Source organism: Streptomyces sp. NPDC104226, from assembly GCF_055584085.1.
Genome location: NZ_JBVJMS010000016.1, coordinates 96963 through 123153 on the forward strand (window position 1 = coordinate 96963; position 26191 = coordinate 123153).

The window sequence follows — 26191 nt, forward strand, 5'->3', positions numbered from 1 at the left end:
CTCAGGCCGAGGGCAGCGCCGCCGACCAGGCCGAGCCCGCCGCCGCGAGGGCCGCGGCCGGGTCCACCGACAGCGCACCGGCCAGGGCCGTCAGGCCGGCTCCGACGGCGTCCGGGGAGGCCGCCGTGCCGTAGTGGTTGACCCGGACCATCTCCCGGGCCAGTGCCCCGCCGCCCGCCGCGAGGGGGGCCGCCGGATCCGCCGCGAGGGCCTTCGCCACCACGGTGGAGGCCTCCGGGACCCGCAGGGTGGTGGCCACCGGGGCCGCCGCCGCGTCCCGGCCGACGTACGGGGCGATGCCCAGCGCCGCCGCACCCGCCCGGGTCGCCGCCGCGGCGGCCGCGTGGCGGGCCTCCACCGCCGCCAGGCCCTCGGCCGCGATGCGGTCCAGGCAGGCTTCCAGCGCCAGCATCTCCAGCTGCGCGGGAGCGTGCGGCAGCGCGGTGCGCCCGCCGTCGATCCAGCGCTCCTTCCAGTCCAGCAGGGAGAGGTACGAGCGGCGCGGCGCCGAGGCGTTCTCCGCGAAGCGGGCCCACGCGCGGTCGGAGACGGACACCGCCGAGACCCCCGCCGGTCCGCCCATCGCCTTCTGCGCGCCGATCACGCACAGGTCCACGCCCCACGCGTCCGGCAGCAGCGGTTCCGCGCCCACCGAGGCCACCGCGTCCAGCATGAACAGCGCCCCGTGGGCCCGTACGGCCTCGCCGATCTCCGCCACCGGGTTGGTGTTCCCGGTGGCCGCCTCCGCGTGGACCAGGGAGACGAAGTCGATCTCCGGGTGCTCCGCCAGGGCCCGGGCCACCTGCTCGGCGGACACGGCGGTGTCGAAGGGGACCTCCAGGTCCACGACCTGCGCCCCGCAGTCGCGCAGCCAGTTGCCGAAGGTGGTCCCGTAGGGGCCGGTCACCACGTTCAGCGCGGTCGAACCGGGCCGTGCGCCCGAGCGGATGCATCCCTCCAGCGGCAGCAGCGCCTCGCCCTGGGTGATCACCACGTCGGCCCGGGTGCCGAGCAGCTCCGCGACCCCCCGCTCGATCGACGCGAAGCGCGCGGCGGTCAGGGGCGGAAGGTCCAGGAGGGGGTGGGTCACGGTGCGGCTCTCTTCATTCTCGCGGTCTGGTCTCGTTCGTCCGGATACGTCCGGACCGGCCTGGAGAGCCTACCGAGCCCGCACATAGAGTGCCGCCATGAGCGACGAGGTCAATGGAGACAACGTGGGCCGGGCGGTACTGCACGTGAAGGGGCGGGTGCTGGTCGGGCCCGAGGAGGTCCGCGACGAGCTCTGGGTGATCGGCGGGCGGATCTCCTACGAGCGCCCGCGCGGCGCCGGGGAGGTCACCGAGGTCACCGGGTGGGTGCTGCCCGGGCTGGTCGACGCGCACTGCCACGTGGGGCTCGACGCCCACGGGCCGGTGGACGCGGACACCGCCGAACGGCAGGCCCTGACCGACCGGGACGCCGGCACCCTCCTCATCCGCGATGCCGGATCCCCCTCCGACACCCGCTGGATCGACGACCGCGAGGACCTGCCGAAGATCATCCGGGCGGGCCGGCACATCGCCCGCTCCCGCCGCTACATCCGCAACTTCGCCCACGAGATCGAGCCCGAGGACCTCGTCGCGTACGTGGCCCGGGAGGCGCAGCGCGGCGACGGCTGGGTCAAGCTGGTCGGGGACTGGATCGACCGCGAGGTCGGGGACCTGACCGCCTGCTGGCCGCGCGCCGAGGTCGAGGCGGCCATCGCCGAGGCCCACCGCCTCGGGGCGCGCGTCACCGCGCACTGCTTCGCCGAGGACTCCCTGCGGGACCTGGTCGAGGCGGGCATCGACTGCATCGAGCACGCCACGGGGCTCACCGAGGACACCGTCCCGCTCTTCGCGGAGCGCGGGGTGGCCATCGTCCCGACCCTCGTGAACATCGCGACCTTCCCGAAGATGGCCGCGGGCGGCGAGGCCAAGTTCCCGCGCTGGTCGGCGCACATGCGCAGACTGCACGAGCGGCGCTACGACACCGTCCGCGCCGCCTACGACGCGGGCATCGGGGTCTACGTCGGCACGGACGCGGGGGGTTCCCTCCCGCACGGCCTGGTCGCGGCCGAGGTCGGCGAGCTCGTCAAGGCGGGGATCCCGCCGCTGCAGGCCCTCTCGGCGACGGCCTGGGGCGCGCGCGAGTGGCTCGGCAGGCCCGGCCTGACCGAGGGCGCCCCGGCCGACCTCGTGGTCTACGAGGCCGATCCGCGGGCCGACGTACGGGCGCTGGCGGATCCGCTGCGGGTCGTGGTGAACGGGGCGGTCGTGGCCTGAGGTCCGCAGGGATGCGGGGGTGGGCGGGGAGTTGACGGGGCGTGACGTCGGCGGCGGCGCGGTCGTTGTGTACGCCCGGTGCGGGCCCTGGTGGCCGAGATTCCCGGGATGGGAGGGAACTCCCGTTCCGGGTGAGGCGCATGTATTCGAACCTATGCGTGGAAACCACCCTTTGGGGTGAACTCGCTCCGGGTTCACCCCCGTTCACTCTCCGTGCGTAAAGATTCCCGGGTCGAGGCCGTCGGCGCGCGCAATGTCCCCCATTGGCGGCGCGACGGCTCCCATCTCCCTGGGGGTTCCACCACCTTGAACAGCAACACCTTCCGCATGCCCGTGGCCGCGCTCGTCGCCACGGGAGCGGTAGCCCTGCTCGCCGCCCCGCCCGCCTTCGCCACCGGCTCGGCCGGTTCCACCGGATCCCACCCGGGGGCGGGCAGGGCGAGCGCCGTGGTCCTGCGCACCACGCTGGACGTCGGCCTGCTCAACAAGACCGTGCACGTCCCGCTGAACGCGACCCTCAACGAGGTCAGCGCCCCCGCGAACGCCACGAAGACGGCGCTGACCGTCACCGTCGACGGCGTCGAGGGCGGGCAGCCGGTGAGCGTCCTGCGCGCCGACGTCGCCACCTCCAAGGCCACCGCCGACGCCGACCGCGCCGCGGCGGAGGCGAACCTCGCGAAGGCCAGGATCCACGTCCCGGGTCTGCCCCTGCTGTCCCTGATCGAGGTGGAGAAGGTCACCTCCAAGGCCGTCTGCGAGGCGGGCGAGAAGCCGGTCGCGAGCTCCGCCGTCCCGGGCGCCGTGACCGTCCTGGGCAAGAAGGTCACCCTCACGGCGAACGGCCCCACCAAGGTGGAGGTCCCCAAGGTCGGCCTGGTGGCCCTGGAGCTCTCCACCACGCAGACCACCTCCAGCACGGCCGCCGCGACCGCGCTGCGGCTCAAGGTGTCGGTGAACCCGCTCGACCTGAACGTCGCCGAGGTCGACGGGGAGATCGTGCTCGCCGAGGCCCGCTGCGAGTCCCCGGCCGCCCCCGCCCCCTCCGCCAGTGCCTCGAAGCTGCCCGACGTCAAGCCCCAGACGGCCACCACGGGCGGCTCCGGGTCCCAGGCCGACCTCGCCGAGACCGGAGGCGGCTCGCTCACCCCGTACGTGACCGGCGGTGCGCTGATCCTCCTCGGCTTCGGCGCCGCCGCGCTGGTCGTCACCCGGCGCGGCAGGGCCTCGTAGGGCTCGGGCCGTTCCCCGGTCCTACCGCGTCGCGCGCGTCAGTCCCTGCTCCCCGGCGCCGCGCGACATCACGGCCTTCGTCACCTCGCGGTCGGCGGCGGCGTACGTGCCGTCGGAGGAGCCGGTGGCCTCGCAGGAGGTGCAGACGACGCGGAACGGCGGCCGCATGTCCGAGAACTGCGTGAGGTACTCGGCCTTCACCACCTCCCAGCGGCCCGGGTGGGCGGCCGCCGGGGCGAAGGTGAAGCGGGGGATCGAGGACATGTTGCCGCGGGCCTTCTCGGCCTCGTAGAAGCTGGCGACCTGGTCGCCCATGCCGTAGACCACCCAGGTGCCGTTGACCTTCTCGTACGGCTGCGGCACGTGGTTGTGGGTGCCGAGGATCAGGTCTATGTCGGGGAGGCCGTCCGCCCCGTGCGAGGCGGTCAGTGCCTGGGCCAGCTCCAGCTGCTGCTTGTCCGGGGCGGTCTGCCACTCGGAACCCCAGTGGACGCTGAGGACGACGACGTGCGCGCCGGCCGCGCGCGCGGCGCGGGCGTCGGCCACGATCCGCACCGGGTCGATCAGGTTCACGGCCCAGGGCTTGCCGTCGGGGAGCGGGACGCCGTTCGTCCCGTACGTGTAGTCGAGCTGGGCGACCTTGGCCCCGCCGGCCTCGACCACGGCCGGGGCCTTGGCCTCCTCGGCGCCGCGGGCCGATCCGACGTGGCGGATGCCGACGCGGTCGAGGTGGTCGAGGACGCGGACGAGGCCGTCGTACCCGTCGTCCAGGGTGTGGTTCGAGGCGGTCGAGCAGCTGTCGTAACCGGCGTCCTTGAGGGCGTCGGCCAGCTGGTGCGGGGCCTTGAAGAGGGGATATCCGGTGTAGGGGCCGCCGGGCCGGCCGTACGGTATCTCGTGGTGGCATATCGCCAGGTCGGCGGCGGAGACGACGGGTTTGACCCCGGCGAGTATCTTCCGGAAGTCGTAGCCGCCCTTCTCCGCGGAGTCGTCGGCGGCCCGCTGGATGATCGACGGGTACGGGATGATGTCGCCGGTGCCGACGAGCGTGAACGGCTTCGCGCCCGGCACGGCCGAGGCCGTGGCCCCGGACGCGGCGTCACGGCTCGGACTCGCGGCCGCCCCCGGCTTCACCCCCAGCCGTTGCTCCGCCGCCGCCCCGCCGTCCTCGCCGGCCGCCAGCGTCACGCCGTAAACAGCGCCCCCCACCACGGCCAGTCCGGCCACGGCCGCACCTATCTTGCCGACCGTCTTCATCCCCGTACCCCCGGCTCTGCATGGTCACTACCTGCGGAAATGATCGCGCACCGGTACGGGCACCGCGATCGCGACCCGCGCAAACGGGCCATCGGAGTGACGTCGGCGCGTGGTCAGCGCGTTGCCAGGGCCTGATCGAGCGCCTGGAGGAGGCGGCCCGTCGTCGCGCGGTCGCGGACCGCCAGCCGGAGCCAGGAACGGTCCAGCCCCGGGAAGGTGTCGCCGCGGCGCACCGCGAAGCCCAGGGCGCGCAGCCGGGTGCGGATCTCCGCCGCGCCCTCGACCCGGATCAGTACGAACGGCCCGTCCGCCGTACCCGCCACCGAGATCTCCTCGAACTCCGCGAGCCCCGCCAGGAGGTGCTCCCGGTCCACCGCGATCTGCCGGGCCGCCTCCTCCGCCTCGGCCAGCGCCGCCGGGGCCACGCAGGCCTCGGCCGCCACCAGCGCGGGCGTGGACACCGGCCACAGCGGCTGCGCCGCCGCCAGCTTCGCGATCACCCCGGGCTCGGCCAGCACGTACCCGATGCGCAGCCCGGCCAGCCCCCAGGTCTTGGTCAGGCTGCGCAGCACGACCAGGCCCGGCAGGTCCGTCCGGCCGGCCAGCGCCTCGCGTTCGCCGGGGACCGCGTCCATGAAGGCCTCGTCGACCACCAGGATCCGCCCGGGCCGGGCCAGCGCGGCCAGGGTCGCCGCCGGGTGCAGCACCGAGGTCGGGTTGGTGGGGTTCCCGACCACCACCAGGTCGGCCTCCTCCGGTACCGCCGCCGGGTCCAGCCGGAAGCCGTCCTCGGCCCGCAGCACCACCCGTTCCACCCGGCGGCCCGCGTCGCGCAGGGCCGCCTCCGGCTCGGTGAACTGCGGATGCACCACCACGGGCCGTACGGCGCCCAGTGCCCGCGCGATCAGTACGAACGCCTCCGCGGCCCCCGCGGTCAGCAGGACCCGCTCGACCGGCAGCCCGTGGCGCAGGGCCACGGCCGCGCGGGCGGGGCGGCCGTCGGGGTACGCGGACAGGACGTCGAGCGAGGCCGCGATCCGCTCCTTCAGCCACTGCGGCGGCGTGTGGGACCGTACGTTCACCGCGAGATCGACCAGCCCCGCGCCCGCGTCGGCGACCTCGGCGTCCCCGTGGTGGCGCAGGTCGTGGGTGTGGGCCGTGGCGACGGCGCAGGTCGCCGCCACCGACCGGCGCTTGGGCACGAGGAGTTCCCCGCCTCCGGCGAGCGCGGCCGCCTCCGCCACCGACGCGGTGCCGGCGGCCTCCTGGGCCGCGTCCGAGGGGTGCGGTACCGGGATCGCGGCCAAGCGCTCGGCGGGGTAGCTGAGCAGCGGGACGCCGAAACGTTCCGCCGCACCCGCGATCCCCGCCTCCAGGACCTTCGCCTCCACGGTGGCCAGGGCCGTCACCGCACCGGACGCCAGTCCCGCACCGCGCAGGGTCTCCTCCACCAGGGCGCAGACCTCCGCCACGGACACGCCCGCGCGGCCACCGACCCCGACGACCAGTTGCGTCGCGTACTCGCCCACCAGGTTCACCCGTTCTCCGTCGTCGTCTTCGTGGTGCTGCTCGTGTGCGGGGACCCCGCGCGCGGCCGGACCGTCAACCGGCCGTGGTCCGCCACCCGGGCGCGGAAGTGCGCGGGCGGCCCGGAGTCGGTATGCAGGGGCACATGGCCGTGATCGTGGCGTTGGGTGCGTTCCTGATGACCCTGGCAGGCGGATGGACGGCGCAGCGCGTCACCGACCGCCGCCACCTCGTGCTGGGCCTGGCCGGCGGGCTGATGCTCGGCGTCGTGGGGCTCGACCTGCTCCCGGAGGCCATGCACGCCGCCGGTGACGAGTTGTTCGGCGTCCCGCTGGCCCTGCTGCTGTTCGTCGGAGGGTTCCTCGCCGCGCACTGCGTGGAACGCCTCCTGGCGGTCCGCCAGGCCTCCCACGGGGCCGTGAACGGCGGCGGGCACGCGGGCCACGGGGAGCGGGTCCCCCAGGTCGGTCTGACGGCGGCCGCCGCCATGGTCGGCCACAGCCTCGCCGACGGGGTGGCCCTGGGCGCCGCGTTCCAGGTCGGCGGGGGCATGGGCGTGGCCGTGGCGCTGGCCGTCATCACCCACGACTTCGCCGACGGGTTCAACACGTACACGCTCACCCGGCTGTACGGCAACGCCCGCCGCAAGGCCCTGTTCATGCTCTTCGCGGACGCGGCCGCCCCCGTCGTGGGAGCGGCGTCCACTCTGCTGTTCACCCTTCCGGAGGAACCGCTCGGGGCCTACCTCGGATTCTTCGGAGGCGTCCTGCTGTACCTGGCCGCCGCCGAGATCCTGCCCGAGGCCCACCACAAGCACCCCGCACTGTCCACCCTGATGTGCACCGTGGGCGGGGTGGCGGGGATCTGGCTGGTGGTGGGGCTGGCGGAGTGACGCGGCCGGCCCCGGGCGTCTCCGGTTCACCGATGCGCTGCCGCGGCCTCGGCGAACCGCAGGGCCACGGAAGGCTCCGCCGCCCAGTGCGTGTGCAGGTAGCTGGCGTGCACACCCCCCTGTACGAAGCCCTCGACGCGGCGCTCGGGATGCGTGAACCCCCAGGCCGGCGCGGCCCCCGCGCCCGGCTCGACCACGGTCCGGTGGAACTCGTGGCCCCGCAGCCGGGTACCGGCCACCGCGAGCGGGCTGTCCGAGACCGCGACCGCCTCGCGGTAGCCGAGCGTGAGCCGCTCCGACATCCGCGCGTCGGCGTCGAGCACCCCGCACATCGGCTTCCCGTCGAGGGAGCGGGCCAGGTAGAGCAGGCCCGCGCACTCCGCCGCGACCGGGCCGCCCGCGGCGGCGAAGTCCGCGACGGCCTTGCGGAGCGGGTCGTTGGCCGACAGCTCCGGGGCGTACACCTCGGGGAAGCCGCCGCCTATCACCAGGCCGGTGGTTCCGTCGGGCAGCGCCTCGTCCCGCAGCGGATCAAAGGTGACGACCTCCGCTCCGGCAGCGGTGAGCAGCTCTGCGTGCTCGGCGTACGAGAACGTGAAGGCGGCCCCTCCGGCCACGGCGATGACGGGTGCGCCGCCGCCGGGGCTCCGCCCCGTACCCCGCGCCTCAAGCGCCGGCGAGGCCGGATTCTGCCGCTGCTCGGGGAACAGGGCCTGTTCCGGAGCCCAGGCTTCGCAGTCCAACGCCGGGGCCGTCCGGGCCAGGGCCATCAGCGCCTCCAGGTCACAGCCCTGGCGGACCTGGTCGGCCAGGGCCGTCACGGAGTCGAGGGCATCCCGCCGCCGCTCGGCGACCGGCACCAGCCCCAGGTGCCGCGAGGGCGCAGCCACCTGCGGAGCCCGCCGCAGGACACCGAGCACCGGCATCCCCGCTTCCTCCAGCGCCTCCCGCAGCATCACCTCGTGCCGGTCGGAGCCGACCTTGTTCAGGATCACGCCGCCGAGGCGCACCTGCGGGTCGAAGGAGGCGAAGCCGTGCACCAGGGCCGCCACCGACCGCGACTGCGAGGAGGCGTCGACGACCAGCACCACCGGAGCCCGGAGCAACTTCGCGACCTGCGCGGTCGACGCCAGTTCGCCCCGCCCCGCGGCCCCGTCGTAGAGCCCCATCACGCCCTCGATGACCGCCAGGTCGGCGCCGGCCGCCCCGTGCGCGAACAGCGGAGCCACCAGCTCCGGCCCGCACATGAAGGCGTCCAGGTTGCGCCCGGGCCGGCCCGTGGCCAGCGCGTGGTAGCCCGGGTCGATGTAGTCGGGCCCGGCCTTGTGCGGGGACACGGCGAGGCCGCGCTCCGAGAAGGCCGCCATCAGGCCCGTGGCCACGGTGGTCTTGCCGCTGCCGGAGGAGGGAGCGGCGATGACCAGTCTCGGTACGTTGAACGAGGTCACCACTCGATGCCCTTCTGGCCCTTCTGGCCGGTGTCCATCGGGTGCTTGACCTTGGTCATCTCGGTGACGAGGTCCGCGAACTCCACCAGCTTCTCCGGTGCGTTGCGCCCGGTGATCACCACGTGCTGCGTCCCGGGACGGTTGCGGAGCACCTCGACGACCTCGTCGACGTCGATCCAGCCCCAGTGCATCGGGTACGCGAACTCGTCCAGCACGTACAGCTTGTGCGTCTCGGCGGCCAGATCGCGCTTGACCTGCTCCCAGCCCTCCTTGGCCGCCTGCTCGTTGTCGAGCTGGGCGTCGCGCTGGACCCAGGACCAGCCCTCGCCCATCTTGTGCCAGACGACGGTGCCGCCCTCGCCGGAGGCGCCGAGCACCTTCAGCGCGTTCTCCTCGCCGACCTTCCACTTCGCCGACTTGACGAACTGGAACACCCCTATCGGCCAGCCCTGGTTCCAGGCGCGCAGCGCCAGACCGAAGGCCGCCGTCGACTTGCCCTTGCCCGGTCCGGTGTGCACGAAGACGAGCGGGCGGTTGCGGCGCTGACGCGTCGTGAGTCCGTCGTCCGGAACGACGGACGGCTGTCCCTGCGGCATTACGCGGCCCTCCTGAGGGTCGGGGATGGGGTACGTACGGTGTTCACGAGCCCGGCCAGCGAATCGGCCCGCAGCCCGTCGAGGGTGACGGCCGGGCCGCCCAGATCGGCGGCCAGCGCCCCGGCCAGCCCGAGCCGGACCGGCCCCGACTCGCAGTCCACGACCACGGAGGCGACCCCGCCGGCCGCCAGCAGCCGGGCACTGCGCGCCGAGAGCTCGCGCGGGTCACCGCCCACGGACCCGGCCGAGGTGGCCCGTCCGTCGGTGACGACCACGAGCAGCGGGCGCCGGCTCGGGTCCCGCAGCCGCTCGATCCGCAGCACCTCGTGGGCCTTGAGCAGGCCGGCGCCGAGCGGGGTCCGGCCGCCGGTCGGCAGGTGCTCCAGCCGGGCCGCGGCGGCGTCGACGGAGGAGGTGGGCGGCAGGGCGAGCTCGGCCGAGGAACCCCGGAAGGTGATCAGGCCGACCTTGTCCCGGCGCTGGTAGGCGTCGAGCAGCAGGGACAGCACCGCCCCCTTGACCGCGCTCATGCGCTGCCGGGCCGCCATGGAGCCGGAGGCGTCGACGAGGAACAGGACGAGGTTGCCCTCGCGGCCCTCGCGGGTCGCCTGCCGCAGGTCGTCCTTGCGGACGACCAGGCCGCGCCCGGTGCGCCCGCGCGCCTTCTGGTGCGGGGCGGCGGCGTGCACGGTCGCCGCCAGGTGCAGTTTGGTCAGCTGGCCCCGGGGTCGCTGGGCGCCGGTGGTGCGGCCGTGCGCGGTGCGGGCGCGCGAGCGCCGGCCCGAGGCGCCCTCGCCGAGGCCCGGGACACTGAGCATCTTGGTGCGGAACGGCTCGGAGGCCCGTACGGCCGCCTGCTCGGCCGGGGCCGGCGCCTCGTCCTGCCCCGAGGGCTGCGCCTCGGGCCGCTGCTCGGGCTGCGCCTCGGGCTCGGCCGGGGCCTGCGGTTCGGCCTCCGGGGCGTCCGGTCCCGAGCCCTGCGGGGGTACGCCGCCCCCGCCGTCGGGGCCGCCGCCGTCCGGGCCGTCGTCCTCCGGGCCCTCGCCCGGACCCTCCGGCTCCGGCTCCGGCTCGGGCTCCGGTTCGTCGTCGGGGAACCCGTCGAGGATCCGGTCCAGCTTCTCCTCGTCGAGACCGGGTGCGTCGAAGGGGTTGCGTCGGCGCCGGTGGGGGAGTGCCAGCAGGGCGGCCTGCCGCACGTCCTCCTTGCGCACCTCGGTCCGCCCGGCCCAGGCGGCGAGCGCGGTCGCGGTACGGGCCATCACGATGTCGGCGCGCATGCCGTCGACCTCGAAACCGGCGCAGGTCGCCGCGATCTGCAGCAGCGAGGTGTCGCCGAGCCGCACCTGCGGCAGCAGTGCCCGTGCGGCCACCACCCGGGCGCGGACCTCCTCCTCGTCCGCGGACCAGCTGCCGGCGAACCCCGCGGGGTCGTCCTCGTAGGCGAGCCGGCGGCGCACCACCTCGACCCGCTGGAGCGGCTCGCGGGAGGCGGCGACCTCGACGGTCAGCCCGAACCGGTCGAGCAGCTGCGGGCGGAGCTCGCCCTCCTCGGGGTTCATCGTGCCGACGAGGAGGAAACGGGCGGCGTGCCGGACCGAGACGCCCTCGCGCTCGACGTAGGAGGCGCCCATGGCGGCGGCGTCGAGGAGCAGGTCGATGAGGTGGTCGTGGAGCAGGTTGACCTCGTCGACGTACAGGATCCCGCGGTGCGCGTCGGCGAGCAGTCCGGGCTCGAAGGCCTTCACGCCCTCGGACAGGGCGCGTTCGATGTCGAGGGCGCCGACGAGCCGGTCCTCGGAGGCACCGACGGGCAGCTCCACCATCCGGGCGGGCCGCGCGGTGCCCTCGCCGGGCTCGTGCGGGCCGTCGGGGCAGGCGGGGTCCGGGGCGGCGGGCGCGCAGCTGAACCGGCAGCCGGTGACGACGTCCACCTGCGGCAGCAGCGCGGACAGCGCGCGGACGGCGGTGGACTTGGCGGTCCCCTTCTCACCGCGCACCAGAACACCGCCGACCGCGGGGCTCACGGCGTTGAGCAGCAGCGCGAGGCGCAGGTCGGTCTGGCCGACCAGGGCGGTGAACGGGTAGGGCGTGCTCATGCGGTGGCCCCTCCTTGGGCGTGGTTACGGATTCGCGTGCGCGGGCGGTCGTGGACGGCGGGGCGGAGTTCCCCGCGGCGACCTTTGCCGCTGCGCGGGGCGGAGTCCCCTACCCGCCCTTCCACCGTTCCCCGGGCTGTGCCCGGACCCCTCCTGGGGCTCCGCCCCAGACCCCGCGTCTCAAACGCCGGCGGGGCTGGAAGTTCCTCCCCCGGGTCCGGGGCGGAGCTCCGGGGAACGGCGGAAGGGTGGGTAGGGGACTGGCCCCGCAGGGACGGGGGCGTCATGGCGCGCCCGGGGGGAGGAAGGGCAGCCCCGCCGGGGCACCGCCCTCGATCAGCCGCAGCAGCGCATCCGTGTCCGCGTGCTCCTCGATCAGGTCGCCGAGCAGGTCGAGCTGCTCCTCCCGCAGGGAGGCGAAGGAGGTGTCGGGGGAGGGGACGAAGCGCCGCCCCGCCGCAGCCGCGACCTCGCGGAGGAACGCCCGCCGGAAGCCGTCCGACTCCAGCGAGCCGTGCCAGTGGGTGCCCCACACCTCCCCGACCCGGCACCCGTCCAGGAAGGGGGTACCGCCCAGGACTTCGGCCACGCCGTGGTGGATCTCGTAGCCCTCCACGGGCTCGCCCAGCGCCGAGCCCACCGGCCGCGCCAGGGTCTTCTCCCGCTCGAAGCGGACCCGGACGGGCAGCAGCCCGAGCCCCGGCACGGAGCCGGCCTTCGACTCGACCTCGTCCTCGATGTGCTCGCCGAGCACCTGGAACCCACCGCAGATGCCCAGCACCGGCTGGCCCTCGGCGGCCCGCCGGACCAGCGCGTCCGCGAGACCCCGCTCGCGCAGCCAGGCCAGGGCCTTGACCGTGCCGCGGGTACCGGGGACGACGACCAGGTCCGCGTCGGCCAGCTCCTCGGCCCGGTCCACGAACCGCACGACCACGCCCGGTTCCGCCGCGAGCGCGTCGACGTCCGTGAAGTTGGACATCAGCGGCACCGCGCAGACCGCGACCCGCAGCACGTCCTCGCCCACGGGCGGGGCGACCACGGATTCGCGTACCGCACCCCGCAGGGAGACCCGCAGGCCGTCCTCCTCGTCGATGCCCAGCCCGTGCTGGAAGGGGAGCACCCCGTACGTCGCGCGCCCGGTCAGGCCGCGCAGCATCTCCATGCCCGGTTCCAGCAGGGTGACGTCGCCGCGGAACTTGTTGACCAGGTAGCCGGCGATCAGGGACTGGTCCTCCGCCGACAGCAGCGCCGTCGTACCGAAGAAGGACGCGAAGACCCCGCCCCGGTCGATGTCGCCGACGACGACCACCGGGAAGCGCGCGGCCCGCGCGATGCCCATGTTGACGATGTCGGTCCGGCGCAGGTTGATCTCGGCCGGGCTGCCCGCCCCCTCGCAGATCACGGCGTCATACGTGCCCCGCAACTGCTCCAGGCAGTCCGTGACGATGCCGAGCAACTGCTCCTGGCGCCCCCCGTGCAGCGCCTTCCCGGGGGACGATCCCCCGGACCCCCCGAAGAACCCGCGCGCGCTCATCTCGCCCACCGGCTTGCCCAGCAGCACCACCTGGCTGCTCCGGTCGCTGCCGGGCTTGAGCAGCACAGGGTTCATCAGCGCGGTGGGCTCCACGCGGGCCGCCTGGGCCTGCATGGCCTGTGCGCGGCCGATCTCGGCGCCCTCCCTCGTCACGAAGGAGTTCAGGGACATGTTCTGGGCCTTGAACGGGGCCACCTTCACGCCCTGCCGGGCCAGCCACCGGCAGATGCCCGCCGTGACCACGCTCTTGCCCGCGTCCGAGGTCGTACCGGCGACGAGGAGGCCCCCGCCGCGCTTCGCGCCGCCGCTCATGCGCGCCGCCCCTTCTCCGTAGTACGGGAATCCAGTGCCCGGGCCACCAGAGTCCGGGCGGCCACACAGGCCCCGAGCGCCAGCCAGGTCACCCGGCGCGACAGCCGCACCGCCCGTTCGATGTCCGCGACCTCCACGGGCCGGCCCGCCGCACCGTTGAGCACGGCCCGGTGCTCGACCCGGCCCGCGTACGCCAGGGTCCCGCCCAGGCGTACGCCGAGCGCCCCGGCGAAGGAGGACTCCACGGGGCCCGCGTTGGGGCTCGGGTGCTTGGCGGCGTCCGCGCGCCAGGCCCGTACGGCTCCCCGCCGGTCGGGCCCGGCGAGTACGGCGGCCAGGGCCGTCAGCCGGGCGCCCGGCCAGCCGGCCACGTCGTCGAGCCGGGCCGAGGCCCAGCCGTAGCGCAGGTGGCGGGGCGACTTGTGGCCGACCATCGCGTCCAGGGTGTTCACGGCGCGGAAGGCCAGCAGCCCCGGGACGCCCGCCACGGCGCCCCACACGAGGGCCCCGACCACGGCGTCGGAAGTGTTCTCGGCGACCGATTCGACGACCGCGCGGGCCATCTGCTGCTCGTCCAGGGCCTGCGGGTCGCGCCCGCACAGGTGGGGCAGCCGCTCGCGGGCCACCTCGGCGTCCCCGGCGGCGAGCGCGCCGCCGATGGCGCGGGCCTCCCGGCCCAGCGAGGTGCCGCCCACGACGGCCCAGGTGGTGGCGGCGGTGAGGGCGATACGGGCGGCCGCGGGCCGGGAGCGCACGGCGCGGGCGCCCAGCGCGCCCACGGCGGCGGCGCCTCCGGCGCACAGCAGGGTGTGCAGGGCGCCCCGCCCGCGGTCGTCGCGCCACAGGGCACGTTCGACGGCGGCGGCGGCTCGTCCGAAGGCGGCCACGGGGTGCCCTCGGCGCGGATCCCCGAGGATCCGGTCGCCGATCAGGCCCGCCGTGACGCCGTACGCGAAGACGCGATCGGCACGCATGGTGGCAGGTATGTCCTCACTCAGGGTCCGCGCCCTGGTTCGACGTGTCCGGCGGCGAGAGTTCCTGGCTCCCGGCCGCACCCCGGCCGGAGGGCCGAGCGCGCCGGTGACAGTGGCGGGACCGCGCCGGATTCGCACCGGACTTCCTCTCCATGCCGCCGTATTGGCTCGGGCAGTCCACCACGCAGCGCGAAGGCCCGTCAACTTGCCGTTGACCTGCGACGGGGTGGCGGGGAAAAGGGGCTCCGGGCATGCGAAAGCTCCCTCCGGGACGAACCCGGAGGGAGCTTTCGTACGGGCGTGGTGTCCGCCGCCTAGGCGACGATCAGGTAGATCCCGTAGGCCACGGCCGCCGCGCAGAGCGCGAAGCAGGCGTAGGCACCGCTGCGGGCCAGGGTGGCGGCGCCGCCCTGCTCGGTGGCGGTCTCGTGCTTGGAGAGCCCCATCAGGCCCAGGGTGAACAGGGTCACCAGGACGACGGTGGCGGAGAGGCTGACCCCGAAGACGGAGCCGAGTGCTGCCCAGTCGATCTTCATACCGCTGAATCCTCTGTCGTTCTCGGGGTCAGACGGCCGCGGCCGGAGCCGCGGGAGTCGTCGTCGCGGCCGGGATGGTCGCCTTCAGTTCCTCGTCCGTCACCGCGGCGGTGCTGCCGGCGGCGGCTCCCACGAGACCGGTCGGCGGGACGCTGACGGCGGCGATGGCCGTGGTGACCACGCCCGGCTCCTCGGCGTCGGCCGTGGCGACCTCGTTGACGTTGGTGTGGTCGACGACCTGGCGGCGCGAGATCAGCCAGATCGCGACGCAGGAGCCGACGAGGAAGACCGTGACGGCGACGACGCCGACGTCACCGATGCGCATGACCCGCTCGGCACCGGCGGAGACCAGGGCCGCGGCCGGGAGGGTGAGGCCCCAGGCCATGAACATCCGGGAGGCGGTGGACCAGCGGACCACGCCGCCCTTGCGGCCCAGACCCGAACCCATGACGGCGCCGGAGCACGCGTGGGTGGTGGAGAGGGAGAAGCCCAGGTGGGAGGAGGCCAGGATGACGCTGGCGGCCGAGGTCTGGGCGGCGAAGCCCTGCTGCGGCTGCAGGTCGGTCAGGCCGCTGCCCATGGTGCGGATGATGCGCCAGCCGCCCAGGTAGGTGCCCATCGCGATGGCCAGACCGGCGGAGACGATGACCCAGACCGGCGGGTTGGAGCCGGGGGCGATGGCGCCACCGGCGACGAGCGCCAGGGTGATGATGCCCATCGTCTTCTGCGCGTCGTTGGTGCCGTGGGCCAGCGAGACGAGACCGGCGGAGGCGATCTGGCCGGCGCGGTAGCCCTTGGCCGAGGTCTTCTCGCCCATGCCCTTGCCGACCTTGTACGTGACCTTCGTGGCCAGGTACGCGGCGAAGCCGGCGACCAGCGGCGCGGCGATCGCGGGGATCAGCACCTTGGTGACGACGACGCTGCCGTTGACGGCGCCCATGCCGGCGGAGGCCACGGCCGCACCGATCAGGCCGCCCATCAGGGCGTGCGAGGAGCTGGAGGGCAGTCCGACCAGCCAGGTGACGAGGTTCCAGAGGATCGCGCCGACCAAGGCGGCGAAGATGACCTCCGGCTGGATGCCTTCCTCGTTGACGAGTCCCTTGGAGATCGTCTTGGCGACCTCCACGGACATGAAAGCGCCGACGAGGTTGAGCACGGCGGACATCGCCACCGCGGTCTTGGGCTTGAGGGCGCCGGTCGAGATGGTGGTGGCCATCGCGTTGGCCGTGTCGTGAAAACCGTTCGTGAAATCGAACACGAGAGCGGTGATGATCACGATCCCGAGGAGAAGCGTTATGTGCTCCATTTACCCAGGCTTCTGTTTGACGTCAGTGGTTCGTGGACCGTAGGCAACCTGGATGAACGGAAGGTGAACTGCCAGGGTTCATGTGGTGTACCGGCGCGGCATCCGACCGGGACCTTCGCCCCGGGAGGCACGTTGATATGTCGATTAATGCATGTCACGGCAGGGTGTCCGCACATTTCCGGGAAGGACTTCCGGTAGGCGCTCCCGCGCGCGCGGGACCCCCGAAGAGACCTAGATCACCTTCCCTTCCACCGCTCCCGGCCTCGGTCGGAACGATTCCCTCCGGTGGCCCGCCGCCCCCTCCGCCTCGACACTGGAGCGGTGCGCACCGCTACCGCGACGGCAGCCGCCGTCACCACGACCCTGCTCGGCGCCGGCGTGGCGGCCGTCACCGCCGTCACGGCCGCCGCGCTCGCCGGCCGGTACGCCGCCGACGCGGCCCTGCGGACCGAGCCCGGCCGCCCGCTCCCGGGCAGCCCCCGCCTCACCGTCCACTCCACCGCGGCCGGCCGGGTCGAGCTGACCCGCTCGCTCGCCTCCCTGCGCCCCGGCACCTACGGGCTCACCGCCCCCGGAGTGCACGCCGTCGTCGGGCCCGTCCTCCCCGACGCCCCGCACGGCCCCGACACCGTGGTGCGCCGGCTCGTGGCCGTCACCCACGGCAGCCTCGACCCCGGAACCCGCGTCGCCCTCACCCCCCAGGTCCACCTGGGCAACCCCGGCACCGCCCTCGGGCTGGACCACGCCGACGTGGACGTCCCCGGCGAGCTCGGCGCGCTGCCCGCCTGGTTCCTGCCCGGGGCCCGCGACACCTGGGTGATCACCGTCCACGGGCTCGGGGCCACCCGGGAGCACCCGATGGTGGTCATGCCCTTCCTCCACCGCAACAAGTTCCCCGTCCTGGACCTCGGGTACCGGGGCGACCTCGGCGCCCCCGGGTCACCGGACGGCCTCGGCCACCTCGGCGAGTCCGAATGGCGCGATCTCGACGCCGCCATCCGCTACGCCCTGCGCTACGGCGCCCGCCGCGTGGTCCTGCACGGCTGGTCGACCGGCGCCACCATGGCCCTGCACGCCGTCGAGCGCTCGGCGCTGGCCGACCGGATCTCCGGGCTGGTCCTCGACTCGCCGGTACTGGACTGGCACACCACCCTGCGCGCCCTCGCCGCCGCGCGCCGCACCCCGGCGCCCCTGCTCCCGTTCGCCGTCAAGGCGGCCGAGGGCCGGGCCGGCCTGCGCGCCGACCGGCGGGCTCCGGGGTCGGATCCGGCGGCGCTGAAGGTCCCCGTCCTGATCTTCCACGGCCCCGACGACGCGCTCGCCCCCTGGGAGCCCTCCCGCCGGCTCGCCGCGGCCCGCCCCGACCTCGTCACCCTGCACTCCGTTTCCGACGCGGCCCACGGAGCCATGTGGAACGCGGACCCGGTCGGCTACGAAGAGGCGCTGCGCCGCTTCCTAACCCCTCTCATGTGACCTCCGATGTGAAGCGCCGCGTGACGGACCGTCGGACGGGCTGTCCGAAGAGTGCGGGGCGGGCGGGGCGGGGAGGGTGGGTTGTCCCGTTCTGTCCCCGGGGTGCCTTGTGGCAATGGCTGGTTCCGTTTGGGCTTTCGGCCAGTGACGGGCGAGACTGCTCACGTGACGTCCCGAAAGCCTGATGAGCAGTTGGCTCGCGACTCCAGACTCCGACTCGTCGCCCCGCGGTCCGTGGCCACGGCCCGCAAGGCGGTGACCGACCGGCGCACCCGGACCGCCCCGCGGCCTCCGGCGGGTACGCCCGCCACGGCCGACCTCGCGAACAGGGCCCGCGCCTCCCTCGCCGACGCCGTGCGGCTCGCCCGCTGGGCCGAGCTCCACCTCGGCGCCGCGGACGGGTCCGGGCCCGCCCCGGCGGGCGCCCTGCCCGCCGCCGACACCGAACGCGCCGCCGCACAGCTGAGCCTGACACCGGGCCAGATCCGCGTCGGCTGGGACCGGGCCCGGCTCGCCGGCCTCATCGAGATGCACGGCGGGCACGCCCGTCCGGGCTGGCGGCTGCGCGCCTGGGACCGGGACGACACCGCGGTCCTGCGCGGCTGGGTCGCGCTCTTCGACGCGTGGTCGCTGGTGCACCCGGCCCCCGCCGACATCGCCCCCGCGGTCGTCGCCGAGGTGGTCGAGGCCATGCCCCAACTCCTCTCCCTGCTCCAGCTCTCCGCCGGGCCCGTGACCGTCCCCGATCTGCTGGACCTGCTCCGGCAGCGCGTCGAGGAACTGCGCGACGAGCGGTGCGAGGTCCCCTACGAGTCCACGGCGCAGGCGGAGACCCCCTCCGCGGGCCCGACGGCCTCCGCGCCGGCGGACTCCGCGCCGCCCGTCCCGCTCGCCCGGCTGCTGCGCTGGGCGCTCGGGGGGCTCGCCGCCGTGGACGCCGTCACCCTCGGCCCCGCCCGGGCCACCCTCACCCCGCTCGGGAGCTGGGCCGTCTGGGTCAAGCTGGAGCAGATCTGCGTCGCCGCGCAGAGCCCCGCCGGGAACATCGAGCAGTCCGCCGCCGCCATGCTCCACGGCTGCGCACGGCTCACCCCCGGCCCGGCCCGCGCCGAGTACCAGGCCTGGCTGGCCGCACGGCCCGTCGGCCACGCGGTCTCCGAGCTGCTGCTCGCGGCCCGCGGCGAGGACGCCCTGCTGCGCGGGCTCGCCTTCGAGGCCCTGCGCGTGGTCGGAGCCCCCGCCGAGCCCGAGGTGCGCAAGGCCACCCGGGAGGCCGCCCTGCGCCCCTACGCCCTGCTCTGGCTCGCCGAGCACGACGGGGTCGACCCCGACGAGGCGCAGGACGTGCTCACCGGCGAGGAGCAGACCTGGCTCTGGGTGGACACCGCGGCCGCCATCGCCGACCACGGCGAGGCCGAGCTGCTCGCACGCCACCTGGACTCGGCGGTGCGCACCACGGTTCCGCGGCTGCTGGACGAGGTCCGCGCGGTCGGGCACCCCCGCACCGTGCAGGTGCTGGTCGCGCTCGCCGCCGCCCATCCCGACCCCGCCCTGGCGAAGGCGGTGCGCCGGGCCGCCTTCCAGGTGCACACCGGCGGCGCGTAGCACCCCGTACGCGCCGCCGGGGCTTCGGTCAGACCTGCGGCGCGTACGTCCCGAAGCTCCACACGTTGCCCTCGGCGTCGCGGGCCATGTAGTCCCGCGAGCCGTAGTCCTGGTCGGTCGGCTCCACCAGGATCTCCACGCCGTGCTCGGCGGCCCGGCGGTGGTGCGCGTCCACGTCGTCGACCAGTACGTAGACCCCGGTCGGGCCGGCCGACTCCATCGCCTTGTCGAAGGCGCTGCCGGTGCCCTTGCTGCCGAGCATCACCATGCCGTTCCCGTAGGACAGCTCGGCGTGCGCCACCGCACCGTCCTCACCCTCGTACGCCGCGACCTGGGTGAAACCGAAGGCTTCCGTGAGCAGTTGGATGGCGGCCTTGGCATCGGTGTACAGCAGGGTCGGACAGATGGACGGAACGCCTGCCATGACGATCACTCCCTCTCGTGCCGTGGATGGATGGTGATCCACGTCACAGCATGACAGGCGCCACCGACAGTCAGCGGAAGGTGTTGCACTGGGCCATGTCGCCCGTGCGGTAGCCCTGGTAGAACCACTGCTGGCGCTGCTCGGCCGAGCCGTGCGTCCAGGACTCCGGGGAGACCCGGCCCTGGAACTTCTCCTGGATCCGGTCGTCGCCGACCGCGGCCGCCGCGTCCAGGCCGTCCCGGATGTCCTGGTCGGTGAGGCTCGTGATCAGGGGCTTGCCCGTGGACTCGTCCGGGGTCTTCGTCGCGTTGTGGGCCCAGACGCCGGCGTAGCAGTCGGCCTGCAGCTCGACCCGTACCGCGTTGCTGTTCGCGCCCTGCCGGCCGTCCTGGGCCTTCTGCAGGGTGCCGGTCAGGTTCTGGATGTGGTGGCCGTACTCGTGGGCCACCACGTACGCCTGGGCGAACGGACCGCCGCTCGCGCCGAACTTGGTGCGGAGCTCGTTGAAGAAGCCCAGGTCCAGATAGACCTGCCGGTCACCGGGGCAGTAGAACGGGCCGACCGCCGAGGTGGCCGCCCCGCAGGCGGTGCCCACCTTGCCGGTGAAGAACACCGTCTGCGCCGGGGTGTACTGGGAGCCGCGCCTGGCGAACTCCTGCTTCCAGAAGTCCTGGGTGCTGTTGATCACCGCCACCAGCCGGCAGTCCTCCTTGGTGTTCGCGTCCTGCCCGGTCTTGCAGCTCTGCTGCACCTGGGCGGCGGAGGAGGAGGTCGCCGCGGGCTCGGGACTTCCGTCGGACAGGCCCAGCTGCTCCGGGCCCACCCCGAACAGCAGACCCATGATCAGCGCGATGATCCCGATGATGCCGCCGCCGACCGTGGCCCTCCCGCCCGGGATGCGGCTGCCGCGTACGTCCTTGACCTCGGAAGTGTCCAGATTGGCGTTGTCGTCGAACTGCATCCCGCACCGCCCTCCATTCCTGCCCGGCCGGCGGAGGGACGTGTACGTGTCCGCCTCTGTGGCGAGTATCAACCCGTTCATCCTCATACGCCCTGCGGCCGGGAGGTGTGTTCCCTGGGCCGAACGGGGGACGCGGCGGTGCGGGCGCCACGGGTCCCGGGCGGGGCGGGCGGGCCCGAAAGTAGTTGCGCACCCCCGGTAGAATGACTCCCATGGCAAATCTCCTCGCGGATTAGCGGCGTCGAAGCATCGCGTCCTGCCCCCCTTCCGCCGTCCCGACCCGCCCTGGAGTATTTCCGTGATCACCGCCACCGGCATCGAGCTGCGCGCCGGCGCCCGCATCCTCATCGAGAACGCCTCCTTCCGCGTCGCCAAGGGCGACCGCATCGGCCTCGTCGGCCGCAACGGAGCAGGCAAGACCACTCTCACCAAGTGCCTCGCGGGCGAGGGCCAGCCGGCCGCCGGCAGCATCGCCCGCTCGGGCGAGGTCGGCTACCTCCCGCAGGACCCGCGCACCGGCGACCTCGACGTGCTGGCCAGCGACCGGATCCTGTCCGCGCGCGGCCTCGACGTCCTGCTCAAGAAGATGCGGGCCAACGAGGAGCGCATCTCCTCCGGCTCCGGCGCCACCCGCGAGAAGGCCCTGCGCCAGTACGAGCGCCAGGAGACCGAGTTCCTCACCAAGGGCGGGTACGCCGCCGAGTCCGAGGCCGCGACCATCTCCGCCGCCCTCGGCCTGCCCGACCGGGTCCTCGGCCAGCCGCTGCACACCCTCTCCGGCGGTCAGCGCCGTCGCGTCGAGCTCGCCCGGATCCTCTTCTCGGACGCCGACACCCTGCTCCTCGACGAGCCGACCAACCACCTCGACGCCGACTCGATCGTCTGGCTGCGCGACTACCTGAAGACCTACCGCGGCGGCTTCATCGTCATCTCCCACGACGTGGACCTGGTCGAGACGGTCGTCAACAAGGTGTTCTACCTGGACGCCAACCGCTCCCAGATCGACGTCTACAACATGGGCTGGAAGCTCTACCAGCAGCAGCGCGAGGCCGACGAGAAGCGCCGCAAGCGCGAGCGCCAGAACGCCGAGAAGAAGGCCGCGGCGCTGAACTCGCAGGCCGACAAGATGCGCGCCAAGGCCACCAAGACGGTCGCCGCCCAGAACATGGCCAAGCGGGCCGACCGGCTGCTCGCGGGCCTGGAGGCCGTCCGCGCCTCCGACAAGGTCGCCAAGCTGCGCTTCCCGGACCCGGCGCCCTGCGGCAAGACCCCGCTGACCGCCGAGGGCCTGTCGAAGTCCTACGGCTCGCTGGAGATCTTCACCGACGTCGACCTGGCCATCGACAAGGGCTCCCGCGTGGTCATCCTCGGCCTCAACGGCGCGGGCAAGACCACGCTGCTGCGCCTGCTCTCGGGCACCGAGAAGCCCGACACCGGCACGGTCGTCCCCGGCCACGGCCTCAAGCTCGGCTACTACGCCCAGGAGCACGAGACCCTGGACCCGGAGCGCTCGGTCCTGGAGAACATGCGCTCCTCGGCGCCCGACCTGGACCTGGTCTCCGTACGCAAGACGCTGGGCTCGTTCCTCTTCTCCGGCGACGACGTGGACAAGCCCGCGGGCGTCCTGTCCGGCGGCGAGAAGACCCGTCTCGCCCTGGCGACGCTGGTCGTCTCCTCGGCCAACGTGCTGCTGCTCGACGAGCCCACCAACAACCTCGACCCGGCCAGCCGCGAGGAGATCCTGGGCGCCCTGCGCACGTACAAGGGCGCCGTCATCCTCGTCACCCACGACGAGGGCGCGGTCGAGGCGCTGGAGCCGGAGCGGATCATCCTGCTCCCGGACGGCGTCGAGGACCTCTGGGGTCCGGACTACCGCGACCTGGTGGCGCTCGCCTGAGGCGCTTCCGCTTCCGTGATCCTCCGCTTATGGATCATTCGGCCGAGACGTGATCCATCATCTGAGTGAGACGGTCTCATACCGTTCCGCGCTCGACGAAGGCCCCGGCCGCACCTCCCAGGATGTGCGGCCGGGGCCTTCCGTTTGTGGGCTCCAGCCCCTGACCTGGTGATTCACACCGGGGGAGCGGAAATGTGACGGAGGTCATGCAGCGGAAGAGGAGATTCCGTTCTGCTCGTGTGTCCACGGCCGGAGAAATGCCGCCGTACCGACCTTGCTGAATGGGTGGCCAGGAAGGCGGGGAGGGGTGATCATGAGAAGTCCAGAGCGCACTTCCATGAGGAGGCACGGGTGGCCGAAACTCTGAAGAAGGGCAGCCGGGTAACCGGCGCCGCGCGTGACAAGCTCGCGGCAGACCTGAAGAGGCAGTACGACTCCGGTGCGAGTATCCGGGCGCTGGCCGAATCAACCGGCCGGTCCTACGGATTCGTTCATCGGATGCTCAGTGAGTCCGGAGTCACGCTGCGTGGTCGCGGTGGCGCGACGCGCGGCAAGAAGGCGGCTACGGCCTGACCATTTGGTTCCTTCGGTTCCAACGGTTTTCCGTAATCAGCTTCACGGTTCCATTTCCACCGTCCTTCGGTGACCCCCCGGTCGGCTCCGTGGCCGGCTGGGTGGTTACTGTGCAGTCACTTAGGCCGAGATCGCGGCCGAACGACGGCACAACCACCGGAGGCACACAGATGGCTCTGCTCGACAAGGACGGCGTACGGCTCACCGTCGACGACACGGTCGCCACGGTGACACTGACCAATCCGGCCAAACGAAACGCTCAATCCCCCGCGCTCTGGCGGGCGTTGACGGAGGCAGGAAGGTCGTTGCCGGGCACCGTCCGTGTCGTCGTGCTGCGCGGCGAAGGGCAGTCCTTCTCCGCAGGGCTCGACCGGCAGGCGTTCACCCCCGAAGGCTTCGAGGGCGAGCCGTCATTCCTCGACCTGGCGCGCGGTTCGGAGGAACTGCTCGACTCCACCATCGCCGAGTACCAGGAGGCGTTCACCTGGTGGCGGCGCAACGACATCATCTCCGTCGCCGCCGTTCAGGGGCACGCGATCGGTGCCGGTTTCCAGCTTGCCCTCGCGTGCGATCTGCGCGTCGTCGCGGACGACGTGCAGTTCGCCATGCGCGAGACCGGGCTGGGGCTGGTGCCCGACCTCGGCGGCACCCAGCCGCTGACCTCGGCGGTCGGCTACGCCCGCGCGCTCGAGATCTGCGCGACGGGACGCTTCGTCCACGCCGAGGAGGCCGAACGGATCGGCCTCGCCAACCTGGTCGTCCCCGCGGGTGAGCTCGACGCGGCCGTCCAGGACCTCACCACCGCGCTGCTGGCACCGCCGCGGGATGCGGTGGTCGAGACGAAGGCGCTGCTGCGCGGTGCGGTGTCGCGTCCGTACGACGAGCAGCGCGCGGCCGAGCGCGCCGCGCAGGCCCGCCGCCTCCGCGACCTGGCCGGCCTCTCCGACTAGCCCCGCCGCCACGGCAAACACCGGACTGGCTGGACTGCCGCGCAGCGGCAACTCCAGCCGTCCGGCGTTTGAGGACCGGGGTCTGGGCGGAGCCCCAGAAGGGGTCCGGGCGAAGGGCGGGTAGGGGACTCTCTCCCCGCGCAGCGGGAGCGGTCCCGACTTACCGTGGTCGGGAGCCCATCGCGAAGGGATCCGCCATGACCGAATCCGCCCCCGCCGGCGGCACCGGCACCGCCAAGCCCCCCGCCGACCGCGGCCGCACGAGCATCGCCGACGGCGTGGTCGAGAAGATCGCCGGTCTCGCCGCCCGCGAGGTGTCCGGCGTCCACGCCATGGGCAGCGGCAGCGGCCTCTCCCGTACCTTCGGGGCCGTCCGCGACCGCGTCCCCGGCGGGGCCAAGTCCACCGTCAGCCGGGGCGTGAAGGCGGAGGTCGGCGAGGTGCAGACCGCCCTCGACCTGGAGATCGTCGTGGATTACGGCGTGTCGATCAGGGACGTGGCCCGGGCCGTCCGTGAGAACGTCGTCTCGGCGGTGGAGCGGATGACCGGCCTCGAGGTCGTCGAGGTCAACATTGCGGTCAGCGACGTCAAACTGCCGGACGAGGACGACGAGGAGCCGGAGTCCCGACTGCAGTAGAGGAGCCCGCATGAGCATGGCGGTGGTCGGCCTGGTGGCCGGCATGGCACTGGGGTTCGCCGGGTACTTCGGCGGGTTCGGGGCCTTCCTGCTGGTGGCCGCCCTCGGGGCCATCGGCTTCGTCGTGGGCCGGTTCTTCGACGGGGACCTGGACCCCGGGGACTTCTTCCGCCCCCGGGGCCACCCCGGCGACCGGACCCGGGACCGGGACCGGGACCGATGAGCACGCCCCGGGCCACCCCGCCCCGGGTGCCCGCCGCCGAGCGGGGCGCCACCCGGATCGCCGACCGGGTCGTCGCGAAGATCGCGGCCCGGGCCGCCCGGGAGGCCCTGACCCGGCCCGCTCCGGACGCGGCCCCACCGCACGCCACGGTCACCGTGCACCACGACATCGCCCGCGTACGGGTGGTCCTGGAGCTCCCCTACCCCTCGGACCTCGCCGCCCAGTGCGCGGCCGTGCGCCGCGGCGTCGCCCGGCGCGTCGAGGAGTACGCGGAGATGGCCGTACCCGAGGTGGACGTCGACATCGAGCACCTGCGCCCCGCACGGGCCGCCGCCGGGCGGGACCGGCGGGTCCGGTGAGCGCCCGCTTCCGGTCGCCCCGGCGGCTCCCGGCAGCCGTGGGGGCGTTCGCCGTCCTGGGTGTTGCGGGGCTGTTCCTGTACGACCTGGCCGCCGTACGGGCGCACCGCCCGGGCATGCGCTGGCGCGACGAGCTCTCCCGCGCACTGGAACGGCACACCCCGGCCGACCCCGGCGTGCTGATCGGCGGCGGGATCCTGGCCGCGGCCGGGGCCGCGCTGCTCCTGTACGCCCTCACCCCGGGCCTGCGCGGAATCCTCCCGATGGCCTCCGGGCACCCGGAGGTCCGGGGCGGACTGGAACGCAGGGCCGCCGCGCAGGTACTGCGCGACCGGGTCATGGAGGTGTCCGGGGTGCGGTCGGTGCGGGTCAGGGTGGGCCGGTCCCGCATCGGGGTCCGGGCCGTGTCCCACTTCCGCGAACTGGACGACGTACGGGCCGACCTGGACGCGGTGCTGGCCGTCGGCGTCGACGAACTGGGCCTGGCCCACACGGTACGGCCGAGGGTACGGGTGAACCGCCGGTGACCCTCGGGACGGTGAACCGGATCCTGCTCGCGCTGCTCGGCCTTGCCCTGCTGGCGGCGGGGGCGTCGGTGCTGACCGCGTCCGGACCGTTCGAAGGCCGCGACGAACCCCTGCTGTCCCCGCAGGGTCCGGGCCGGTTCGGGCCCTGGTGGGCGGTGCTCGCCGCGCTCGGGGTGTGCGTCGTGCTGGCGCTGTGGTGGCTGCTGTCCCAACTGCGGCGTCCCCGGCTCGCGGCGGTGCTCGTGGACACCGGGGACGGGGCCTTCGCCGTGCTGCGCGGGCGGGCGCTGGAGGAGGCCGTCGAGGCCGATGTCCGGGAGGCCGTGGAGGGCGTGGCGCGGTGCCGGGTCACCCTGTGCGGGCGGCGCGGGGCCCCGGCCCTGCGGGTCGCCCTGGAACTGGAGCCGCACGCGGTGCCGGCCGACGCACTGGCGGCCCTCGCCGGACCGGTACTGGGCCGGGCCCGCACCTCGGCGGCGCTCCCGGCCCTCCCGGCGGAGGCCCGCCTCCACGTCACTCCGCGCCGGGCGCGGCGGGTGACGTGAGG

General features: G+C 73.9%; 25 protein-coding genes and 1 riboswitch. Of the genes, 13 read left to right on the forward strand and 12 right to left on the reverse strand.

Going from position 1 to position 26191, the window contains the following annotated elements; genetic code table 11:
- Window position 1: 1 nt before the first annotated feature.
- On the reverse strand, window positions 2-1090 hold the full coding sequence (locus tag ACZ60J_RS37015) for a pyridoxal-phosphate-dependent aminotransferase family protein (protein ID WP_469688569.1): 1089 nt from the start codon (window positions 1088-1090) through the stop codon (window positions 2-4).
- A gap of 97 nt (window positions 1091-1187) precedes the next feature.
- On the opposite strand from ACZ60J_RS37015, the gene ACZ60J_RS37020 reads away from it, so the two are divergent.
- Both ACZ60J_RS37020 and ACZ60J_RS37025 read left to right on the forward strand, forming a co-directional pair.
- Window positions 1188-2303, forward strand: a complete 1116-nt coding sequence (locus ACZ60J_RS37020) for an amidohydrolase family protein (protein ID WP_469688570.1) — start codon at window positions 1188-1190, stop codon at window positions 2301-2303.
- A gap of 306 nt (window positions 2304-2609) precedes the next feature.
- On the forward strand, window positions 2610-3533 hold the full coding sequence (locus ACZ60J_RS37025; protein WP_469688571.1) for an SCO1860 family LAETG-anchored protein: 924 nt from the start codon (window positions 2610-2612) through the stop codon (window positions 3531-3533).
- Between the two features lie 21 nt (window positions 3534-3554).
- On the opposite strand, the gene ACZ60J_RS37030 is transcribed toward ACZ60J_RS37025, so the two are convergent.
- Both ACZ60J_RS37030 and cobC read right to left on the reverse strand, forming a co-directional pair.
- Entirely contained in the window at window positions 3555-4790 is a 1236-nt protein-coding gene (locus tag ACZ60J_RS37030) for a CapA family protein (protein ID WP_469688572.1), read from the reverse strand.
- Window positions 4791-4903: 113 nt separating this feature from the next.
- Window positions 4904-6328, reverse strand: coding sequence for an Rv2231c family pyridoxal phosphate-dependent protein CobC (gene cobC, locus ACZ60J_RS37035; protein WP_469688573.1), 1425 nt, complete (start codon window positions 6326-6328; stop codon window positions 4904-4906).
- Window positions 6329-6462: 134 nt separating this feature from the next.
- Here cobC and ACZ60J_RS37040 point away from each other — a divergent pair, with 134 nt between their 5' ends.
- Window positions 6463-7209 (forward strand): ZIP family metal transporter, encoded by a 747-nt coding sequence (locus tag ACZ60J_RS37040; RefSeq protein WP_469688574.1) that lies wholly within the window; start codon window positions 6463-6465, stop codon window positions 7207-7209.
- 26 nt (window positions 7210-7235) lie between these two features.
- On the opposite strand, the gene ACZ60J_RS37045 is transcribed toward ACZ60J_RS37040, so the two are convergent.
- The 7 genes from ACZ60J_RS37045 to ACZ60J_RS37075 all read right to left on the reverse strand — a co-directional run bounded on the left by ACZ60J_RS37045 (window position 7236) and on the right by ACZ60J_RS37075 (window position 16014).
- Window positions 7236-8660: a cobyrinate a,c-diamide synthase gene (locus ACZ60J_RS37045; protein ID WP_469688575.1), complete on the reverse strand. Its 1425-nt coding sequence runs from the start codon at window positions 8658-8660 to the stop codon at window positions 7236-7238.
- A complete protein-coding gene (cobO, locus tag ACZ60J_RS37050) occupies window positions 8654-9253 on the reverse strand; it encodes a cob(I)yrinic acid a,c-diamide adenosyltransferase (RefSeq protein ID WP_469688576.1) in 600 nt (199 codons plus the stop codon). The genes ACZ60J_RS37045 and cobO overlap by 7 nt, the downstream gene beginning before the upstream one ends.
- On the reverse strand, window positions 9253-11352 hold the full coding sequence (locus tag ACZ60J_RS37055; protein ID WP_469688577.1) for a putative cobaltochelatase: 2100 nt from the start codon (window positions 11350-11352) through the stop codon (window positions 9253-9255). Before ACZ60J_RS37055 ends, cobO begins: the two co-directional genes overlap by 1 nt.
- 283 nt (window positions 11353-11635) lie before the next feature.
- The gene (locus ACZ60J_RS37060; RefSeq protein WP_469688578.1) at window positions 11636-13198 is read right to left on the reverse strand and encodes a cobyric acid synthase; all 1563 of its coding nucleotides are present in this window, start codon (window positions 13196-13198) and stop codon (window positions 11636-11638) included.
- Window positions 13195-14172, reverse strand: a complete 978-nt coding sequence (locus ACZ60J_RS37065) for a cobalamin biosynthesis protein (RefSeq protein ID WP_469688579.1) — start codon at window positions 14170-14172, stop codon at window positions 13195-13197. The genes ACZ60J_RS37060 and ACZ60J_RS37065 overlap by 4 nt, the downstream gene beginning before the upstream one ends.
- Window positions 14173-14231: 59 nt before the next feature.
- Window positions 14232-14320, reverse strand: a riboswitch (cobalamin riboswitch).
- A 166-nt stretch (window positions 14321-14486) separates the two neighbouring features.
- The gene (locus ACZ60J_RS37070; protein WP_469688580.1) at window positions 14487-14708 is read right to left on the reverse strand and encodes a hypothetical protein; all 222 of its coding nucleotides are present in this window, start codon (window positions 14706-14708) and stop codon (window positions 14487-14489) included.
- A 28-nt stretch (window positions 14709-14736) separates the two neighbouring features.
- Window positions 14737-16014 (reverse strand): inorganic phosphate transporter, encoded by a 1278-nt coding sequence (locus ACZ60J_RS37075; protein ID WP_469688581.1) that lies wholly within the window; start codon window positions 16012-16014, stop codon window positions 14737-14739.
- Window positions 16015-16335: 321 nt separating this feature from the next.
- On the opposite strand from ACZ60J_RS37075, the gene ACZ60J_RS37080 reads away from it, so the two are divergent.
- Together ACZ60J_RS37080 and ACZ60J_RS37085 are read left to right on the forward strand one after the other, a co-directional pair.
- Window positions 16336-17487 (forward strand): alpha/beta hydrolase family protein, encoded by a 1152-nt coding sequence (locus tag ACZ60J_RS37080; protein ID WP_469688582.1) that lies wholly within the window; start codon window positions 16336-16338, stop codon window positions 17485-17487.
- A 165-nt stretch (window positions 17488-17652) separates the two neighbouring features.
- Window positions 17653-19092 (forward strand): hypothetical protein, encoded by a 1440-nt coding sequence (locus ACZ60J_RS37085; RefSeq protein WP_469688583.1) that lies wholly within the window; start codon window positions 17653-17655, stop codon window positions 19090-19092.
- A 28-nt stretch (window positions 19093-19120) separates the two neighbouring features.
- On the opposite strand, the gene ACZ60J_RS37090 is transcribed toward ACZ60J_RS37085, so the two are convergent.
- Together ACZ60J_RS37090 and ypfJ are read right to left on the reverse strand one after the other, a co-directional pair.
- Entirely contained in the window at window positions 19121-19516 is a 396-nt protein-coding gene (locus tag ACZ60J_RS37090; RefSeq protein ID WP_469688584.1) for a VOC family protein, read from the reverse strand.
- Window positions 19517-19586: 70 nt separating this feature from the next.
- On the reverse strand, window positions 19587-20477 hold the full coding sequence (gene ypfJ, locus ACZ60J_RS37095) for a KPN_02809 family neutral zinc metallopeptidase (RefSeq protein WP_469688585.1): 891 nt from the start codon (window positions 20475-20477) through the stop codon (window positions 19587-19589).
- Window positions 20478-20775: 298 nt separating this feature from the next.
- Between ypfJ and ACZ60J_RS37100 the strand changes: the two genes are divergently transcribed.
- The 8 genes from ACZ60J_RS37100 to ACZ60J_RS37135 all read left to right on the forward strand — a co-directional run bounded on the left by ACZ60J_RS37100 (window position 20776) and on the right by ACZ60J_RS37135 (window position 26189).
- On the forward strand, window positions 20776-22374 hold the full coding sequence (locus ACZ60J_RS37100; protein ID WP_469688586.1) for an ABC-F family ATP-binding cassette domain-containing protein: 1599 nt from the start codon (window positions 20776-20778) through the stop codon (window positions 22372-22374).
- Between the two features lie 351 nt (window positions 22375-22725).
- Complete coding sequence (locus ACZ60J_RS37105) at window positions 22726-22947, forward strand: helix-turn-helix domain-containing protein (protein ID WP_469688587.1); 222 nt, start codon at window positions 22726-22728, stop codon at window positions 22945-22947.
- 170 nt (window positions 22948-23117) lie between these two features.
- The gene (locus tag ACZ60J_RS37110) at window positions 23118-23897 is read left to right on the forward strand and encodes an enoyl-CoA hydratase/isomerase family protein (protein WP_469688588.1); all 780 of its coding nucleotides are present in this window, start codon (window positions 23118-23120) and stop codon (window positions 23895-23897) included.
- Window positions 23898-24094: 197 nt separating this feature from the next.
- Window positions 24095-24535 (forward strand): Asp23/Gls24 family envelope stress response protein, encoded by a 441-nt coding sequence (locus tag ACZ60J_RS37115; RefSeq protein ID WP_469688589.1) that lies wholly within the window; start codon window positions 24095-24097, stop codon window positions 24533-24535.
- Between the two features lie 10 nt (window positions 24536-24545).
- Complete coding sequence (locus ACZ60J_RS37120) at window positions 24546-24758, forward strand: hypothetical protein (protein ID WP_469688590.1); 213 nt, start codon at window positions 24546-24548, stop codon at window positions 24756-24758.
- Window positions 24755-25117, forward strand: coding sequence for an Asp23/Gls24 family envelope stress response protein (locus ACZ60J_RS37125; protein WP_469688591.1), 363 nt, complete (start codon window positions 24755-24757; stop codon window positions 25115-25117). Before ACZ60J_RS37120 ends, ACZ60J_RS37125 begins: the two co-directional genes overlap by 4 nt.
- Complete coding sequence (locus tag ACZ60J_RS37130) at window positions 25114-25644, forward strand: DUF6286 domain-containing protein (RefSeq protein WP_469688592.1); 531 nt, start codon at window positions 25114-25116, stop codon at window positions 25642-25644. Before ACZ60J_RS37125 ends, ACZ60J_RS37130 begins: the two co-directional genes overlap by 4 nt.
- Window positions 25641-26189, forward strand: coding sequence for an Asp23/Gls24 family envelope stress response protein (locus ACZ60J_RS37135; protein ID WP_469688593.1), 549 nt, complete (start codon window positions 25641-25643; stop codon window positions 26187-26189). Before ACZ60J_RS37130 ends, ACZ60J_RS37135 begins: the two co-directional genes overlap by 4 nt.
- The last annotated feature ends 2 nt before the right edge of the window (window positions 26190-26191 follow it).